Source organism: Luteibacter sp. PvP120, assembly GCF_054055715.1.
In genome coordinates, this window is record NZ_JBSRXP010000005.1 from 139,592 (window position 1) to 156,234 (window position 16,643).

The window sequence follows — 16,643 nt, forward strand, 5'->3', positions numbered from 1 at the left end:
ATGCAGATTCGTCCCATTCTCTCGGCGTTGCGCCGGCACAAGTCCGGCACCATCCTCATCGCCTTGCAGATCGCGCTCACGCTAGCCATCGTCTGCAATGCCCTGTTCATCGTGAACCAACGCATCGAGCGCGCGCATCGCGCCACAGGCATGGTCGAGTCCGATGTGGTGGTGGTGCAGAACCTCTATGTGGGCGCACCTTCCAGCTTCCTGCCCCTGATCGGCACGGATATCCGGGCGATACGCAACATGCCGGGTGTCGAAGATGCCTACGTCACCAATTCCTTACCTCTGCGAAGGGGCGGCTGGTCCACGGCCGTATCGAGCACCCCGGAGAAAACGAAGAACGGGCCGCAGACGGGGTTGTATTTCGGTGATGAGCACACCCTGAAGACGCTGGGGGTAAAGCTCGTGGCCGGACGGAATTTCACCGCGGGCGAGGTCGTGGGTGTCGCGCGCCAGGACATGCCCACGCCCGCCCAGGTCATCATCACCAAGGCACTCGCCGACAAGCTTTTCCCCGGCGGCAGCGCACTGGGCAAGGTGGTCTACTACCGGGAAGGTAAGCCCTCTACCGTTATCGGCATCGTAGCCAGATTGACCGTGCCCTGGGTCGATTCGCAGTTCCACGACAACGTGACGATCATGCCGGTGACTATGAACGACGGCGCGCAGACCTTCGCCATACGGACCAAGCCCGGGCAGCAGGACGCGGTGTTCAAGAGCGTAGCCAAGGTGCTCTACGACACCAACCGCATGCGCGTGCTGCCAGAGAAATACGGCGTGCGTACGTTCGAGATGATGCGTGCAAATGCCTATGAGGCGGATCGTGGCATGGCGATCCTGATGAGCGTGGTGTGCGGCGTGCTGCTGGCGATCACGGCGGCGGGCATCGTCGGGCTGTCCAGTTTCTGGGTGGGTCAGCGGCGCAAGCAGATTGGCGTGCGGCGGGCGTTGGGAGCACGGCGCAGGGATATCCTCAGTTATTTCATGACCGAGAACTTCCTGATCGCCTTGGTCGGAGTGATCGTTGGCATGATACTGGCGGTCGGACTCAGCCAGTGGATGGTCACCCACTTCGAGATGGAGCGACTGTCGTTTACCTATGTCATGGTCGGCGTGGTCGCCTTGCTGGGCCTTGGCCAGGCCGCCGTGCTGGCGCCGGCCCTGCGCGCTTCACGGGTATCGCCCGTCGAAGCGACGCGCAGCGTCTGAGTCGAAGGACGACCGATGTTCGCTTATTACCTGGAACTGGCGGTACTCGGGCTGAGGCGGAGCAAGGCACTCACGGTGCTGATGGTCGTGGCCATCGCATTGGGTATCGGTGCCAGCATGACCACACTGACGGTGTTGCATGTGATGTCGGGCGATCCGCTGCCGGGACGCAGCGGGTCGATCTACATGCCCCGGCTCGACCCACGCGGCCTGGACCATGCCGAGAACAGGGACATGCCTATCCAGGTCAGCTGGACCGACGGCATGCAGATGCTGCGCGAGCACCGCGCCGAACGTCAGGCGTTGATGGTCGGCGGCACCGTGCCGGTGCAGCCCGATGATCCTAGGATGGACCCCTTCTTCGAGCGCGCGCGTTATACGACCGCCGATTTTTTTCCGATGTTCCAGCCGCGCTTTCGCTACGGCCAGGGATGGTCGGCCGCGGATGACGAGTCGCGTGCCCGTGTCGTCGTGATCGGTTCGGAGCTGAACGATCGGTTGTTCGCTGGCGCCAATAGCGTCGGCCGTACGTTGCGTGCCAATGGCGCGGACCTGCGTATCATCGGCGTACTCGAACCGTGGCATCCCGTGCCTCACTTCTATGACATCTACACCGGCAGCTATTCCGGCAGCGAAGCCGTGTTCGTACCGCTCTCGACGTACCGTGCACTGGCGATGACCCGCGCCGGCGGCATCAGTTGCTGGGGCGAGGGATCGACGGCGGAGGCGGACATGGAACGTGCCTCGTGCACCTGGTTGCAGTACTGGGTGCAGATCGACAGCGCGGAAGGGGTGGCCGCTTATCGTCGGTATCTCGATGGCTATGCGCGCGAGCAGCAGCGATCGGGGCGCTTCGCTAGGCCTGTGCCTGCCCAGTTGACCGGCCTGATGGATTTCCTCGACGAGCAGAAAGTGGTGCCCAGCGACGTTCGGCTCCAGGTGTGGCTGGCGCTGGGCTTCTTCGTGGTCTGCCTGGTCAACACGGTGGGCCTGATGCTCGCCAGGTTCATGCGTCGCTCGGGTGACGTCGGCGTGCGTCGCGCGCTTGGCGCGTCGCGCGGCAGCGTGTTCGCCCAACTGCTGACCGAAGCCGGATTGATCGGGGTGGCGGGAGGGCTGGGCGGCCTGCTGCTCGCGGCCGCCGGGCTGGCGATGGTCCGGATGCAACCGCACGACTCCGCGCGGCTCGCGCACATGGATGCCCCGATGCTCGCCGCCACGCTGGTGCTGTCCGTGCTGGCCGCGCTTGTCGCCGGCCTGTTGCCCGCGTGGCGCGCATGCAGCGTAACGCCGGGCCTGCAACTGAAGAGCCAATGATATGAACCTGCAGATCCGCCCCATCCTTTCCACGCTGAAGCGCCACCGCATCACATGCACGTTGCTCATCCTGCAGATCGCACTGACCTGCGCCATCGTCTGCAATGCCGTGTTCCTCGTGCGCGATCGACTGGACTGGATGGACACGCCCAGCGGCGTGGCCGAAGACCAGCTGGTCCGGATGGAAGTGGGTGACATTGGTACGCGCAGCGACGTGCATGCGCGCACCGAAGCCGACCTGACGGCGCTGCGGGCCTTGCCCGGGGTGCAGGCCGCGACCGTGATGAATTCGCTGCCCTTCGGCGACCGCAGCTGGAACGGCGGGATCACCCTGGAGCGCAACCAGCGCGAGTCGAGCGTGAATACCGGCAATTTCTACGGTGAGGGCGTCGGCGAAACCCTGGGCCTGCAGCTGGTCGCGGGTCGCTGGTTCCGTCCCGATGAGTACGCCTGGATGGATGACGTGGTCAGCGCCAGGGTCAAGGTTGCCCCTGCCCTCATCGTCTCGATGGCTACGGCCGAGACGCTGTTCCCCGAGGGGCACGCCCTCGGGCGGCGTGTATTCGTCGGCGAGAACGAGATGCGTATCGTAGGCGTCGTCGCACGCCTGTCGCGTGCGGGTCATGACGACCGTGCGACGATAGGCCTGACGACGATCGCGCCACTGCGCGAGTCCCCCGTCTGGGGCGCCGGTTTCGTCTTGCGTGTCAAGCCGGGCGAGGCAGACCGCGTGCTTGCCGCAGCGGTCGCTACCCTGCGCAAGCTCGACCCGCGGCGGGTGATCACCGAAAAGCAGACCTACAGGCAGATCCGCGATGAGTTCTTCGCCAGTGATCGCGCCATGGCCGTTCTCCTGGTCGGCGTCTGCGTGGCGCTGCTGACTGTCACCGCACTCGGTATCGTCGGCCTGGCCAGCTTCTGGGTGGGGCAGCGACGCCGTCAGATCGGCGTGCGCCGCGCGCTCGGGGCGCGACGTGTAGACGTGCTGCGCTACTTCCAGACCGAAAACTTCCTGCTGACCAGCATCGGCATCGGTATCGGCATGGTCATGGCCTACGGCATCAACCTGCTGCTGATGTGGCAGTACGAAGCGCCACGCCTGCCGGCCGCCTATCTGCCCGCGGGGGCCGTGGTGCTCTGGTTGCTGGGACAAGTGGCCGTGCTTGCGCCGGCCTTGCGTGCGGCAGCGGTTCCCCCGGTCGTGGCCACTCGTGGCTAGAATGGTGGAAAGTGTCGAAACGCATGCAACCCTTTTGCCCGGGGAAGCATCCATGGCTGCATGCAAAGGGAAAAGATGCGCTGCGTACTGATCATCGATGACAACCCGGCCGTGGGTGAAGCGCTTTCGCTCGTCCTCAGCCTGCGTGACATCCACCCGCTCGTGGCGACTACCCCCGAAGAGGGCCTGGCCTTGCTGGCCGCCGGGCGTGTCGATGTCGTCATCCAGGACATGAACTTCACCGCCGACACCACGTCGGGAGAGGAGGGCGTGGCGCTGTTCCAGGCCATCCGCGCGCGGCATGCGGATCTCCCGGTCATCCTGCTGACGGCCTGGACGCATCTGGAAGCTGCCGTGGAACTGATCAAGGCCGGCGCCTCCGATTACCTGGCCAAGCCCTGGGACGACACCAAGCTGCTGGCCACGGTGGAGAACCTGCTGGAGCTATCCGAATCCACGCGCGAGGTCACCCGCGTGCGGGTGGAGCGTCGCCGTCGCCGCGAGGCGCTGGAGAGCCGCTACGACCTCGGCGGCCTGGTGTTCGCCTCCGAAGCCATGAGCCGCACCATCGAACTGGCCTGCCAGGTTGCCCGTTCGGATGTCTCGGTGCTGGTCACGGGCCCCAATGGCGCCGGCAAGGAGCGCGTCGCCGCCATCGTGCATGCCAACTCGGCTGTTCGCCGCGGGCCTTTCGTGGCGGTGAACTGCGGCGCCTTGCCGGGCGAACTGATCGAGGCGGAGCTCTTCGGTGCCGATGCCGGTGCCTACACCGGCGCCAACAAGGCCCGCGAGGGTCGCTTCGAGATGGCCGATGGCGGCACGCTGTTCCTCGACGAGATCGGCAACCTGCCCCTGCCGGGCCAGATGAAGTTGCTTCGCGTGCTGGAAACCGGCCAGTTCGAGCGCCTGGGCTCGGGGCGTACGCGCCAGGTCAAGGTGCGCGTCATCAGCGCTACCAATGCCGATCTCAAGGCGATGATCGCCGCGGGCACCTTCCGTGAGGATCTTTATTACCGCCTGAACGTGATCGACGTGAACCTGCCGCCGCTGGCCGAGCGCAGCGACGACATCCTGCCCCTGGCCGAGCACTTCCTCGACGGTCGCGCCGTGCTCAGCGAGGACGCGCGCGAAGCGCTACTGGGGCATGCCTGGCCGGGCAACGTGCGCGAACTGAAAAACGCCATTGCCCGCGCTGCGCTGCTGGCGCCCGACGGGCGCATCGAGCCCGTGCACCTCAACCTGCCGCCGCCGGTAGCCAGCCCCGGCCGCAGCCTGGATGAGCCCAGCCGCGAGTCGGTCGAAACGGCGTTGGCGTCCGCCGGCGGCGTGGTCAGTCGCGCGGCGAGCAGCCTGGGCCTTTCACGCCAGGCGCTCTACCGGCGCATGGAACGCTACGGGCTGGCGGGCTGACGAGCCACCGCATGCGCATACTGACCCTGGAAGGGCGCATGACCCTGGTGGTGGCCACCTCCGCCATCGTCGGTGCGCTGGTGTTCGCCGGGATATGCTTCTGGCCTTTCCCCCAGCTGGTCACCTGGATGCGCACGGTGCCCGCCAAATCGGGCAAGTTGCTGCCAGCGGTGCCGGTCGAGACTTTCGACGCCACTACGGCCCTGCTGATCTGCCTCGTCCTGCTGGTGCCGCTTTCCGCTTTGATGGCCCACGTGCTGATCGAACCGGTGCGCCGGCTGATGCGTGCGCTGGAAAGCGCGGTGGCCAGCTATCGCGACGGCGACTTCAGCATCTCCATCCGGTCGGAGCGCAACGACGAACTGGGTGACCTGATCCGGATGCACAACGAACTGGGCCAGACCCTGCGCGAGCAGCGCCAGCACCTGGCGCAGCGTGAATTGCTGCTGGACACCGTGGTGCAGAACACGCCCGTGGCCCTGGTGCTCACCGATACCGTAGGCAAGGTTACCTACGCGAATATCGCCGCGCGTCAGCTCTTCAATGAAGGTCGCGCGCTGGCCGGCCTGGATTTCCAGACGCTGCTGGACGCCATGCCCGAAAGCCTGCGCGCCGCCGCGGCCGCGGGCGAGGATGCGCTGTTCAACGTCGAGATGGAGGGCAGCGAGGAAACCTTCCACCTCTCCCAGCGTGGTTTCCGCCTGCAGGGGCGACCACACCGCCTGCAGCTCTACCGCCGGATGACCCGTGAACTGTCGCGCCAGGAAGTGCACACCTGGAAACGCGTGATCCGCGTCATCAGCCATGAGCTCAACAACTCACTGGCGCCCATCTCGTCGCTTTCCTATTCCGGTGCCGAACTGGCACGGCGCGGTGACCTGGAACGCCTGCCGGGCGTGTTCGCCTCCATCGGCGACCGGGCGAAGCACCTGCACGGTTTCATTTCGGGCTATGCCAGTTTCGCCAAGCTGCCGGCGCCACAGGCGGCCTCCGTGCCTTGGAAGCCGTTCCTCGACGGCCTGGCACTGCATGCGCAGTTCCAACTGGCCGCGGCGGTGCCGGAACGGGACGGCTGGTTCGACGCGAGCCAGATCGAGCAGGTGCTGATCAACCTCATCAAGAATGCGCACGAGGCCGGCGGCGACGCATCCGGTGTCAGTCTGGCGGTGCACGCGTTGGGACGCGAGATACTGATCGAGGTCGCCGATAAGGGACCCGGCATGAGCGACACCGTACTGGCACAGGCGCTGCTGCCGTTCTATTCGACCAAGCGCGCGGGTACCGGCCTGGGCCTGGCGCTGGCGCGGGAGATCGCCGAGGCCCACGGCGGGCGCATCGCCCTGTCCAACCGCGAGGGCGGCGGCCTGCGCGTCACCCTGGCGCTGCCCGCCGGTCCCGGCTGACCCGCTTCGCCTATACTCCGGGCAACACACCTCGGACAGGGATAACAGGTCATGGGAAGTATCGTCGCGCTGGTCGTAGTCGTGGTTGCCGTCACGATCCTGGCGAAGCTGATCCGCATCGTGCCGCAGGGCTACGAGTGGACGGTGGAAATGTTCGGCAAGTACACCGGCACGCTGAGCCCGGGCCTTCATTTCCTGATTCCGTTCGTCTATGCCATCGGGCGCAAGATGAACATGATGGAGCAGGTGCTCGAGGTCCCCTCGCAGGACGTCATCACCAAGGATAACGCGGTAGTCCGTGTGGACGGCGTGGTGTTCTACCAGGTGCTGGACGCGGCCAAGGCTGCTTATGAAGTGGCCAACCTCGAAGGGGCGGCGCTGGCCCTCATCATGACCAACATCCGCACGGTGCTCGGCTCCATGGACCTGGACGAGAGCCTCAGCCAGCGTGATGCGATCAACGCCAAGCTGCTCGGCGTGATCGACGAAGCCACGCATCCCTGGGGCGTCAAGGTCACCCGTATCGAAATCAAGGACATCTCGCCGCCACGCGACCTGGTGGACGCCATGGCGCGCCAGATGAAGGCCGAGCGCGAGAAGCGCGCCAACATCCTTGACGCCGAGGGCTTCCGCCAGGCGGCCATCCTCAAGGCCGAGGGCGAAAAGCAATCCGCCATCCTCAGCGCCGAGGGCAAGAAGGAAGCCGCCTTCCGTGAGGCCGAGGCCCGCGAACGCCTGGCCGAGGCCGAAGCCAAGGCCACCTCCATGGTGTCCGATGCCATCTCGCACGGCGACGTCAACGCGCTGAATTACTTCGTGGCCAACAACTACGTCGAGGCCCTGAAGGAAATGGCCAAGTCGCCCAACCAGAAAACCCTGCTGTTGCCGATGGAAGCCACGGGCATCCTCGGCTCGCTGGCGGGCATCGCCGAGCTGGCCAAGTCGTCCTTGGCCACGCAGCAACAGCAGCGTGCGCAGGCGGATACCGGCACCGCCAACCGCACCCCACCGTTGCCGCGCTGACGCCATGAGCCAGATCGCACTGCATTACCTGTGGTGGATCGCCGCCTTGCTGCTGCTGGGCGGCGAGGTGCTGCTACCGGGCTATTTCCTGCTCTGGATCGGCATCGCCGCCGCCGTCACGGGCATCGTGATGCTGGCGATACCCGACCTCACCGTGCTGGCGCAGGCGGTGGTATTCGTGGTGCTGGCCTTTGCCTCGTGCTTCCTCTACTGGAAGTGGCTGCGGCCTCGCCTGAACCGCTCTCCGGCGGGTAACGAGCGCCTGAACCGGCGCGGCGAGCAATTGATCGGGCAGCGTTACACCTTGTGCGAGCCGATCGTGCAGGGCCGCGGCAAGGCGAGGGTCGGTGACGGCATGTGGCTGGTTGCCGGCCCCGACCTGCCGCTGGGCGCCACCGTCGAAGTCGTCGGCATCGACGGCACCACCCTTCGCGTGAAGGCGGCGGACGTTGCCTGACACCGCACCGCTGACCGTCCCGGTGAGCTTCGCCACCACGGCGATCAACACCCGCATCGCGTTCCTGACCGAGCTCGCCCGTCGCCTGCACCAGTACGGCACCACGGCACCACGCCTGGAAACCGCCATTTCCCGGTCCGCACAGCGCCTGGGCCTGTCGGCGGAAGTCTGGTCCAGTCCCACCGCCATCATCGTGTCCTTCGCCGACCTGGGGCAGGGCGACGACGGCGTGGCCCAGGTCACCCAGGTGATGCGGCTGCCCCCAGGCGACGTCAACCTGGCCCGCCTGTGCGAGGCCGACCGCATCGCCGACGCGGTGATCGACGGCCAGATGGAACTGCGCGAAGGCTTCCACCTGCTGCGCAAGCTCGGCGCGCCGGAGACCTCCCGCGCGGCGTTGGGCGTCATCGCCAGCTACGGACTGTGTGCCGCTACGGTCGTCGGCCTGCTGTTGCACAGCGCCTGGCCCGACCTCATCACTGCGGGATTCATCGGCGTCATCATCGGCTGGATCACGGTGGCCTCGGGCAGCCGGCCGCGGCTGGCTACGGCCAGCGACGCCATCAGTGCCATGGTGGCCACGGCGATCGCCATCGTGGTCAGCGCCTACCTCGTGCCGCTGGCGGTGAAGTCGGTGATCCTCGGCAGCCTGATCGTGCTGATGCCGGGCATGGCGCTGACCACGGCGGTGCGCGAGATTTCCAGCCAGCACCTGGTCGCGGGCGTGGCCCGCATGGGCGGGGCCATCGCCACGCTGCTGAAACTGACCTTCGGTACGGTGGCGGCCAGCCAACTGTGTGAGGCCTTCGGCATCGTGTCGCGCGACTACGCGCTGGCGCCGTTACCCGGTTGGGCAGACTGGCCGATGCTGGCGATCGGTGCGTTCTCGTTCGCCATCCTGTTCCGCGCCGCGCGCCGTGACTGGCTGGTGGTCATGGGGGCAGTGATCGTGGGCTACCTGGCCACGCGCTGGGGCGGCAGCATCTCCGGCTCGCTGCCGGGGGCACCGTTCGGTGTGTTCGTCGGGGGGCTGTTGCTGGGCTCGCTGAGCAACGTCTACGCGCGCTACGCGAAGCAGCCCGGCGCGGTGGTCCGCGAGCCGGGCATCATCCTGCTGGTGCCGGGATCGGTCAGTTTCCGCAGCGTGTCGTACCTGCTCGACCACGATGCATCGCTGGGCATGGATACCGGGCTGCTGGGCGTGACCCTGTTGGTGTCGCTGGTGGCCGGCCTGTTGTTCGGTGACCTGATCGTGGCGCCGCGCCGGTCGTTGTAACCAGGGCTGCCGAATCGGCTTACGCTCATCCTACGACTTCCGGACGATGGTGGTGGCGGGGGCTCGCTCCTACGCTGGGGAGACGGTCTGCACGACGCAGGCTGAAACACGACGGACTCACGGAGCGAGACATCCCCATGACGGACACATTCACGATCGACCCCACCTACCCGCGGCCCGCGCTCGGCACGGACGTCCCTGCGGTAGTCAACCGCTCCCATTTGTCACCCGATGTCGGTGGGATGTTGCTGACGGTATCCACGTCCGAGAGGAATACCGGCGACCTGATCCACCTCTATTGGGATGGCGAGCGGATCGATACGGCCGAAGTGTCCTGGTACAACTACTGGATCGACTTCGCGGTGCCGCCGCCGGTGCTGCAACGACACCCGGGCAGCATCGAGGTGTATTACGTGGTGCAGACGGTGGGCGAGCCGGATACCCGGCAGGCGCGGCGTTCACCCTCGCTCACCCTGGATGCAAAGTTCACCCGTCCTGGCGGCGAGGGACCTTCGCCTACCGACATGACGGCGGTCAACGAAAACCTGAGGCCTATCGAAGGTACCGACGGGCTGACGAAGGGACAGGACCTGGCGTTGTCCATTCCCGCTTGGGAAAACATGGAGGAGGGTGCGCGGCCTGCCGTGTATTGGGGAAGCGAGGTGGTTGAGGTCGATCCGGCGACGGTTGTCGTGGGGCGTCCGGTCGAGGCCATCGTTCCGTGGGCCGTGATCGCGGCATCGCCGCAAGGCATCGTATCGGTGTCGTACGACATTCGCGATCGCGTCGGCAATACGTCAGGCAAGGCGCCGGCCGTCGACGTCAACGCCGTTTTCGACACGCTCCTGCCCATGCCCACGTTTGCCGGTGTCAATGCGCGTGGCCAGCTGGATCTGGGGCGCGCGCCTGCAAGTGACTACGATAGCCAGGCTTCGACGGTGACGGTCGAGGTGGCGTATCCCGATGTCGTCGACGGGGACGAGATTACCCTGACGCTCACGGGTACGACCTCGACCGGCCTGGTCCTCAATCCTTATCTGGAGACCACCTTCGCTGGCGGTGGCATGCCCGACGATCCCCGGACGGAAGGCCTTTCGACGCCGGACGGCCCCGTGATGACGCGGTACGAATTCAGCATTCTCCGCAGCTGGCTGGCTTACTTCGTGGGCGGAACGGTGTTTGCCGGTTACGTGGTGAAGCGCGGCGCGAGCATCCGTGAGTCGGCGACCCGAACCCGACCGATTATCGGTGAGGCCGCCGTCCCTCCCGCGCCCGATGTGCCACAGAGTGTGGATGGGGTGCTTGACCTGGCCACGGTAAAGGGTGACATCGAGGTACGCATGCCGGTCGGGTCGACCTTTCCGGCCGAGTGGGTGGCTACCCTGCGGATGCGCAGCGACGAATCGGCCCAGAGCCTCGAAATGAGCATGACCGTTGGCCAGGCGGACGATCAGGATCGGCTGGTCTGGATGCTGCCGCGCGGTCGCCTCGAGGAACTGCGTGCGAAGACATGGCGGCTAACCGTCGCCTTTGCCAACGCGGACAAGGCGACATGGCTTTCCGGCGTCGCTACCGTAAACCTGCGCCAGGCGCCCGCGGCGATATCCTGGCCCGACCTGGCGTTGCCGCAGGCATCCGCCGACAACGAACTGGCGTTATCTGCGCTGCGCGATGCGTCGGTAAAAGTCGTGCTGACGCCGAACGGCCTCTTCCAGGATGGGGATGACGTATCCCTGGAATGGGCAGGCAGGGCCTCGGGATCGTGCGTCGTGCAAGGCGTGCCACCGCGGGCCATGGTCTTCGACGTACCTCGGCAGGAGGCGGCAAAGGACGCTGGCAAGACGATATCGGTGGTTTACACGGTGAAACGCCACGGGACGGTGATCGGTCCCTTACCCGCGAAAGCCCTGGCCGTCCGTATCGCTGCGGCGACCATCGGCGACCTTCCACCACCGCATACCGATGCACTGAATGGCGACTCACTCGATGTCACCCGGTCGGCCGATGGCATCACGCTCACCACGCCCTCGACGGCTGACGTGCGTCCAGACGATGCAGTGCGTTTCCAGTGTCGTGTTCCTGGATCGCCATGGAATGATCTCTTGGCGACCGCGGCCACCGGTCATGCGAGTGCAAGCGTCAGTGCGGACCAGCTCATCCCTGCGCTGGGTGGCGTGTTCGAAGCCCGCTACGTCGTCACCCGCGACGGCCTGTCGCGAACCTCCGATACCCTGTCCGTTCCCCTTCGGGGCTACAACTCCAACGATCCCCGGCTGCCCAAGGCGTCGATCGACGAGGCCACGGAAAAACCCGGCGGCAAGGGCCATCCGTTCCTGGACATGAACCGGCCGCTCCCGGAGTTCCTTACCGTCCGGGTCCCGCGCTGGCCGTTCATGCGCGCGGGCCAGCGCCTGACGGTGTCGGCACGCGGGTTCATCGATTCGATCCTGCTGGCCGATACCATCGATCTGGCGGACGCCATGGTGGTGACCGCCTCGCATCTGGAGAAGGGCGTCGCCGTTCGCTTGCCCAGGTCGTGGCTGCTCGGGCAACCCAAGGTCGCTGCCACCGACATCGAGATCGTCGTCAGCATCGAGCGTCCCTTGGCAGCGGCCGGTTTTCGCTACATGACCTTGCCCGTGGCCGTCGTCAACGTGGTCAATCTCGACGAGGTACGGAAGTCGAGTGAGGGAGCGGGGGCGGCCACAAATCCCGAGGCAGGCGGCGGACCACCGTTGCCCCCGGTCGAGGATCGTCCGTCGCTTGCGATCGAGGAAGCCCGCACTTACGCCGGCAATACCACGCCCTATCTGGACATGACGAGGCTGGAGAACGACGCGACGTTAGTGCTGAAACCCTGGACGGGCATGGCCATCGGCGACCGCATTCATGTCGTGGTCGCAGCGACGCGAATGACCGGCGTAAGCGCCACGGCTTCCGCCACTGCCACGGTGATAGACAAGTACGCGATCACGGCACGCGACCTGGGGACGACCATCCGGTTCCCGCTGTCACGGTCCTGGCTCCAGGACGTGGTGCAACGACAGGGCTTTCCGCTTCAGCTCGACTTCGAAGGTTTGTGCAACCGGAAAAAGGACTTCTTTGCGACGGTGATTCTGACGAAGCACGGCGCGGGCGGCTCGGGCGAAGGTGTTTCTCCCGGTAATGCTGGCGCCGGAAGCACAGGTAATACGAGCGGCACAAGTAGTACCGGCGGCGCAAGTAGTACGGACGGCGCAAGTAGTACGGACGGCGCAAGTAGTACGGACGGCACAGGTAATACGGGAGGCTCGGAGAATGCCGGCACAGGTGGCTCGGGGAATACCGGGGATACCGGCGCGGGAGACGCTGGAGTGGGCGGCGGTGGGTCTGGCGGGACAAACAACTCGGACAGTGCGTTTATCGATCTCGTGCATTATCACTGGTCGGGATTCCTCGGCGTTGCGGAAAATCGCCTGCTTGCCTATAGCCGGCCAGGCCCGACAGGGTATCCGTTGAAGCCGGCGACTATTAAGGGCACGCCGGTATATCTTGCGGACCAGGTGCGTCGTCTGTTGCTCGAATTCGACGTCATGACCGTTCCAGGAAAGCGGTACACGATTATTTCCGTGACCCGGTACTTTCAGCCGGGCGTTGATATCGAGGTGGCAGGTGCGACGGACGTGCGTGACCGGTACATAGCGGGTCGATTTCACCACACATCGTTCGTTGCGACATCGTCGTCGGTCACCATCAGTGTTTTTTCCAGGAAAGCGGCCTATTCGACGCGTTACCCCCTTGAGCTTGAGGGCTTCTCGATAGCGAGGGATGAGGGGACGATCGATCGTGACAGCGTTGCTCCACCACTCGTGAAGCGCTGACGCTGGGAGCGGATACGAATGACGCCAGTACGGCAAGCCGTCTGGCGTCGGTCGTGCTTCTTCGGTGTAGCGTGAGGCTCAGGCCAGCAGGTCGCTTTCTTTCTTGCCAGCCTTCAGTGCATCGTTGAACCAGCGGGGGCGCTTGCCGCGACCCGACCAGGTCTGTTCGGCATCGTCCGGATTGCGGTACTTTGCCGCTACGGACGTGCCGGTACGACGTGACTTCGGGGCTCGTACGCCGAACACCTCATCAAAGGTCAAACCCTCGGCCTTGATCATGCCATTGATTTTATCGCGCAGGTCGGAAATCCGGTCCTTGCGCATTTCGTTCTGGCGCGACTGGGCCTTGGCGATCAACTCGCTGAGCTGGTTGAGGTTGAGATTCTTGATATCGATGGCCATGGGCATCTCCCGGTGGTGATTTAAGAGGGTGGTTGCCCGGTTAATCAGGCTATTAACCGGAAAGGGTTAACGAGCGTAATTGTGACCTAATTGGCGTACCCATGGGAACTCCATATGGGATGCTCGACGTTATCGCACTAAATTATCGGATTAGTCCTACAGTTCATGACGGGCTATCTGGCCCAATTCAGCTCGATCGCCGGCCGTTGTGATCGCCGGCCCTCGTCTTCCTCAACAAGGAAATCGTCATGTCTATCGCGCGTCCACGTCAATCCCTATTAGGCCTCATCCTCGCCGGTAGCCTTTGTCTTTCCGGGAGCGCCCTCGCCGAATCCGCCATTTACGGCGGTGGCCCCTTTTACAGCGGCGGTACCGCTGTGATGAACGACCTTCGCGCGTCCGGATTCACTACCGTGATGTTGTGGAGCGTGCATGTGGATACCAACGGCGACCTGCACCTCAACGATGAACCGCTTATCAGCAATGGCAGCTATATCGGTCCGAATACCGGCTGGTCGGCTGAACTGGCGACCCTTAAACAGGCGCCCACCTCGGTCAATCGCATCGAGGTATCGATCGGGGCAGGCGGCACCACGGATTTCGAAAGTATTGAGGCGTTGGTCAACGGCACCGGCGCGGGTTCCGGCACTGGCCCGGACAGCATCCTGTACCGGAATTTCCAGCTGCTCAAGCAGATTACCGGGGCGGATGCGGCCAATTTTGACGACGAGAGCGCTTACGATCTGGCGTCCGCGACGGCTTTCGGAAAAATGCTGGCTGGTCTGGGTTACAAGATCACGTTTGCGCCTTACACCAATCGCAGCTTCTGGGCGTCGTTGAAGACCAACCTGGGTAGCGCTGTGGACAAGATCTACCTGCAGGCCTATGCCGGCGGGACGGGCAACAATCCGGCGCAGTGGACGAGTGCGCTGGGCATGCCGGTGATTCCGGGGCTGTGGTCGAAGAATGGTAGCGGCTGCTCGGCCGGTGATTCACCGGCGGCCGTGCAGTCGAAGATGGCGGCGTGGAAGCAGAGCGCCGGTATCCCGGGTGGCTTCATGTGGCTGTACGACGATATCCAGAAGTGCTCCGCGTCGGGCCGGACCACGGCGGATTACGCGAAGGCGATCAATACCGCGGTGGAATGATGCGATGTCGCTGAGGCTGACGACGCCAGTGCGATGCGCCGGGGCCTCGACATGTAGGAGCGCGCGTTCGCGCGACATCTTTTCGCGATGACCCCTGGGCTGGCGCGCCAGCCCAGGGGTTCGGCCTCAACACATGTCGCGCGCGAGCGCGCGCTCCTACATGGGGCGTTACGGCCTGCTCAGGGGTTGAGCAGCGCCAGCAGGTCGTCGCGGGTGATGTTGCGGGCTTCGGCATCCGTGCGCGCGCGGTATTCGAAGGTGCCGGCTTCCAGTCCGCGTCCGCTGACCACCACGCGGTGCGGGATGCCGATCAGCTCCATGTCCGCGAACATCGGGCCGGGACGCAGGCCGCGGTCGTCCAGCACGGCATCCACCCCGGCCTGTGACAGCGTCTGGTAGAGCGACTCGGCGGCTTCGGTGACGAGCGGGTCGTTCTTCGGATTGATGATGCAGACGGCCACGCGCCATGGCGCCATGGCGTCGGTCCAGATCATGCCGGCGTCGTCGTGGCGCTGCTCGATCGCCGCGGCCACGATGCGGCTGACGCCGATGCCGTAGCAGCCCATATACATGGTGGCCATCTTGCCGTTGTTGTCGAGTACGCGGGCGCCCATGGCCTCGGCGTATTTCTGGCCGAGCTGGAAGATATGGCCGACCTCGATGCCGCGGGCCAGGCGCAGCGTGCCATGGCCATCCGGGGAGGTGTCGCCGTCGACTACCTTGCGGATGTCGGCCACACGGTTGATCCGCGCATCGCGCTGCCAGTTGGCGCCGGTGTAATGGGTGCCGTCCTGGTTGCCGCCGCAGACGAAATCCGCCAGCACCGCGGCGCTGCGGTCGACGATGACCGGGATGGTGTCGGGCAGGCCGACCGGGCCGATGAAGCCGGGACGCGTACCGATCGCGGCGAGGATGTCCGCCTCGCTGGCCAGTTCGGAGGTGTCCGGCAGCTCGGGCAGGTGGGCCGCCTTCACTTCGTTGATGTCGTGGTCGCCACGCACCACCAGCGCGACCAGGCCTTCCGCGCCGCGCACCAGGATCGTCTTGACCGTCTGCGCCGCGGGCACGCCAAGGAGCGCCGTGATCTCCTCGATGGTGCGCTGGGTCGGCGTGGCGACGCGCGCCAGTTCGGCCGACGGTGCCGGACGCTCGATGCCGGGCGCCATGGCTTCGGCTTTCTCGATGTTGGCCGCGTAGGACGAACCGTCGGAGAACGCGATGGCATCCTCGCCCGAGTCGGCGATGACCTGGAATTCGTGGCTAGCGCTGCCGCCAATGGCGCCGGTGTCGGCATCCACGGCGCGGAAGGTGAGGCCCAGGCGGGTGAAGATGCGCGAATAGGCGTCGTACATCACCTTGTAGGTGTCGCCCAGCGATTCCGGCGTGAGGTGGAAGGAATAGGCATCCTTCATCAGGAACTCGCGCGCGCGCATCACGCCGAAGCGAGGGCGGATCTCGTCACGGAACTTGGTCTGGATCTGGAAGAAGTTGAGCGGCAGCTGCTTGTAGCTTTTCAGCTCGTTGCGCGCGAAATCGGTGATGACTTCCTCGTGCGTGGGGCCGTAGCAGAACTCCTGCTCCTTGCGATCCTTGATCTTCAGCAACTGCCCGCCGAACTTCTCCCAGCGGCCGGTCTCTTCCCACAGCTCACGCGGTTGCACCGAGGGCATCAGGACCTCGATGGCGCCGGCGCGGACCATTTCCTCGCGCACGATGGCTTCCACCTTGCGCATGATGCGCAGACCCAGCGGCGACCAGGTGTACAGGCCGGACGCCAGCTTGCGGATCATGCCGGCGCGCAGCATCAGCTGGTGGCTGGCGATTTCCGCGTCGGCGGGAACTTCCTTGACGGTGGCGAGATGGAACTGGCTGAGGCGCATGCGGGCGATTCGTCGGGAGTGAACGGACGATTA

The 16,643-nt window shown here is 65.1% G+C and carries 12 protein-coding genes; 10 read left to right on the forward strand and 2 right to left on the reverse strand.

The genetic code is table 11. The features are described 5' to 3' along the window. The 9 genes from ACVKN3_RS11880 to ACVKN3_RS11920 all read left to right on the forward strand — a co-directional run bounded on the left by ACVKN3_RS11880 (position 1) and on the right by ACVKN3_RS11920 (position 13,180). The gene (locus tag ACVKN3_RS11880) at positions 1–1,215 is read left to right on the forward strand and encodes an ABC transporter permease (protein ID WP_354515483.1); all 1,215 of its coding nucleotides are present in this window, start codon (positions 1–3) and stop codon (positions 1,213–1,215) included. 15 nt (positions 1,216–1,230) lie between these two features. Continuing rightward, positions 1,231–2,532, forward strand: a complete 1,302-nt coding sequence (locus ACVKN3_RS11885) for an ABC transporter permease (RefSeq protein WP_354515481.1) — start codon at positions 1,231–1,233, stop codon at positions 2,530–2,532. A gap of 1 nt (position 2,533) precedes the next feature. Further along, entirely contained in the window at positions 2,534–3,751 is a 1,218-nt protein-coding gene (locus ACVKN3_RS11890; RefSeq protein ID WP_354515479.1) for an ABC transporter permease, read from the forward strand. A 75-nt stretch (positions 3,752–3,826) separates the two neighbouring features. Continuing rightward, positions 3,827–5,161, forward strand: a complete 1,335-nt coding sequence (locus ACVKN3_RS11895; protein WP_285404018.1) for a sigma-54-dependent transcriptional regulator — start codon at positions 3,827–3,829, stop codon at positions 5,159–5,161. An 11-nt stretch (positions 5,162–5,172) separates the two neighbouring features. Further along, positions 5,173–6,564, forward strand: coding sequence for a sensor histidine kinase (locus tag ACVKN3_RS11900; protein WP_354515476.1), 1,392 nt, complete (start codon positions 5,173–5,175; stop codon positions 6,562–6,564). 51 nt (positions 6,565–6,615) lie between these two features. After that, entirely contained in the window at positions 6,616–7,587 is a 972-nt protein-coding gene (locus ACVKN3_RS11905; protein ID WP_285404017.1) for an SPFH domain-containing protein, read from the forward strand. Positions 7,588–7,591: 4 nt separating this feature from the next. Beyond that, positions 7,592–8,044 carry an NfeD family protein gene (locus tag ACVKN3_RS11910; RefSeq protein ID WP_285404016.1) on the forward strand — a complete coding sequence of 151 codons (453 nt, stop codon included), beginning with the start codon at positions 7,592–7,594 and terminating at the stop codon, positions 8,042–8,044. Beyond that, a complete protein-coding gene (locus tag ACVKN3_RS11915; protein ID WP_285404015.1) occupies positions 8,037–9,320 on the forward strand; it encodes a threonine/serine exporter family protein in 1,284 nt (427 codons plus the stop codon). The genes ACVKN3_RS11910 and ACVKN3_RS11915 overlap by 8 nt, the downstream gene beginning before the upstream one ends. 137 nt (positions 9,321–9,457) lie before the next feature. Beyond that, positions 9,458–13,180, forward strand: a complete 3,723-nt coding sequence (locus tag ACVKN3_RS11920) for a hypothetical protein (protein WP_354515473.1) — start codon at positions 9,458–9,460, stop codon at positions 13,178–13,180. Positions 13,181–13,258: 78 nt separating this feature from the next. Here ACVKN3_RS11920 and ACVKN3_RS11925 read toward each other — a convergent pair whose 3' ends face one another. After that, the gene (locus tag ACVKN3_RS11925; protein WP_036143256.1) at positions 13,259–13,582 is read right to left on the reverse strand and encodes an H-NS histone family protein; all 324 of its coding nucleotides are present in this window, start codon (positions 13,580–13,582) and stop codon (positions 13,259–13,261) included. Positions 13,583–13,830: 248 nt separating this feature from the next. Here ACVKN3_RS11925 and ACVKN3_RS11930 point away from each other — a divergent pair, with 248 nt between their 5' ends. Next, positions 13,831–14,730 carry a hypothetical protein gene (locus ACVKN3_RS11930; protein WP_354515470.1) on the forward strand — a complete coding sequence of 300 codons (900 nt, stop codon included), beginning with the start codon at positions 13,831–13,833 and terminating at the stop codon, positions 14,728–14,730. Positions 14,731–14,909: 179 nt separating this feature from the next. Here the strand turns inward: ACVKN3_RS11930 and ACVKN3_RS11935 are convergent, their stop codons facing one another. Beyond that, the gene (locus ACVKN3_RS11935) at positions 14,910–16,610 is read right to left on the reverse strand and encodes a proline--tRNA ligase (RefSeq protein WP_285404012.1); all 1,701 of its coding nucleotides are present in this window, start codon (positions 16,608–16,610) and stop codon (positions 14,910–14,912) included. Between the last annotated feature and the right edge of the window lie 33 nt (positions 16,611–16,643).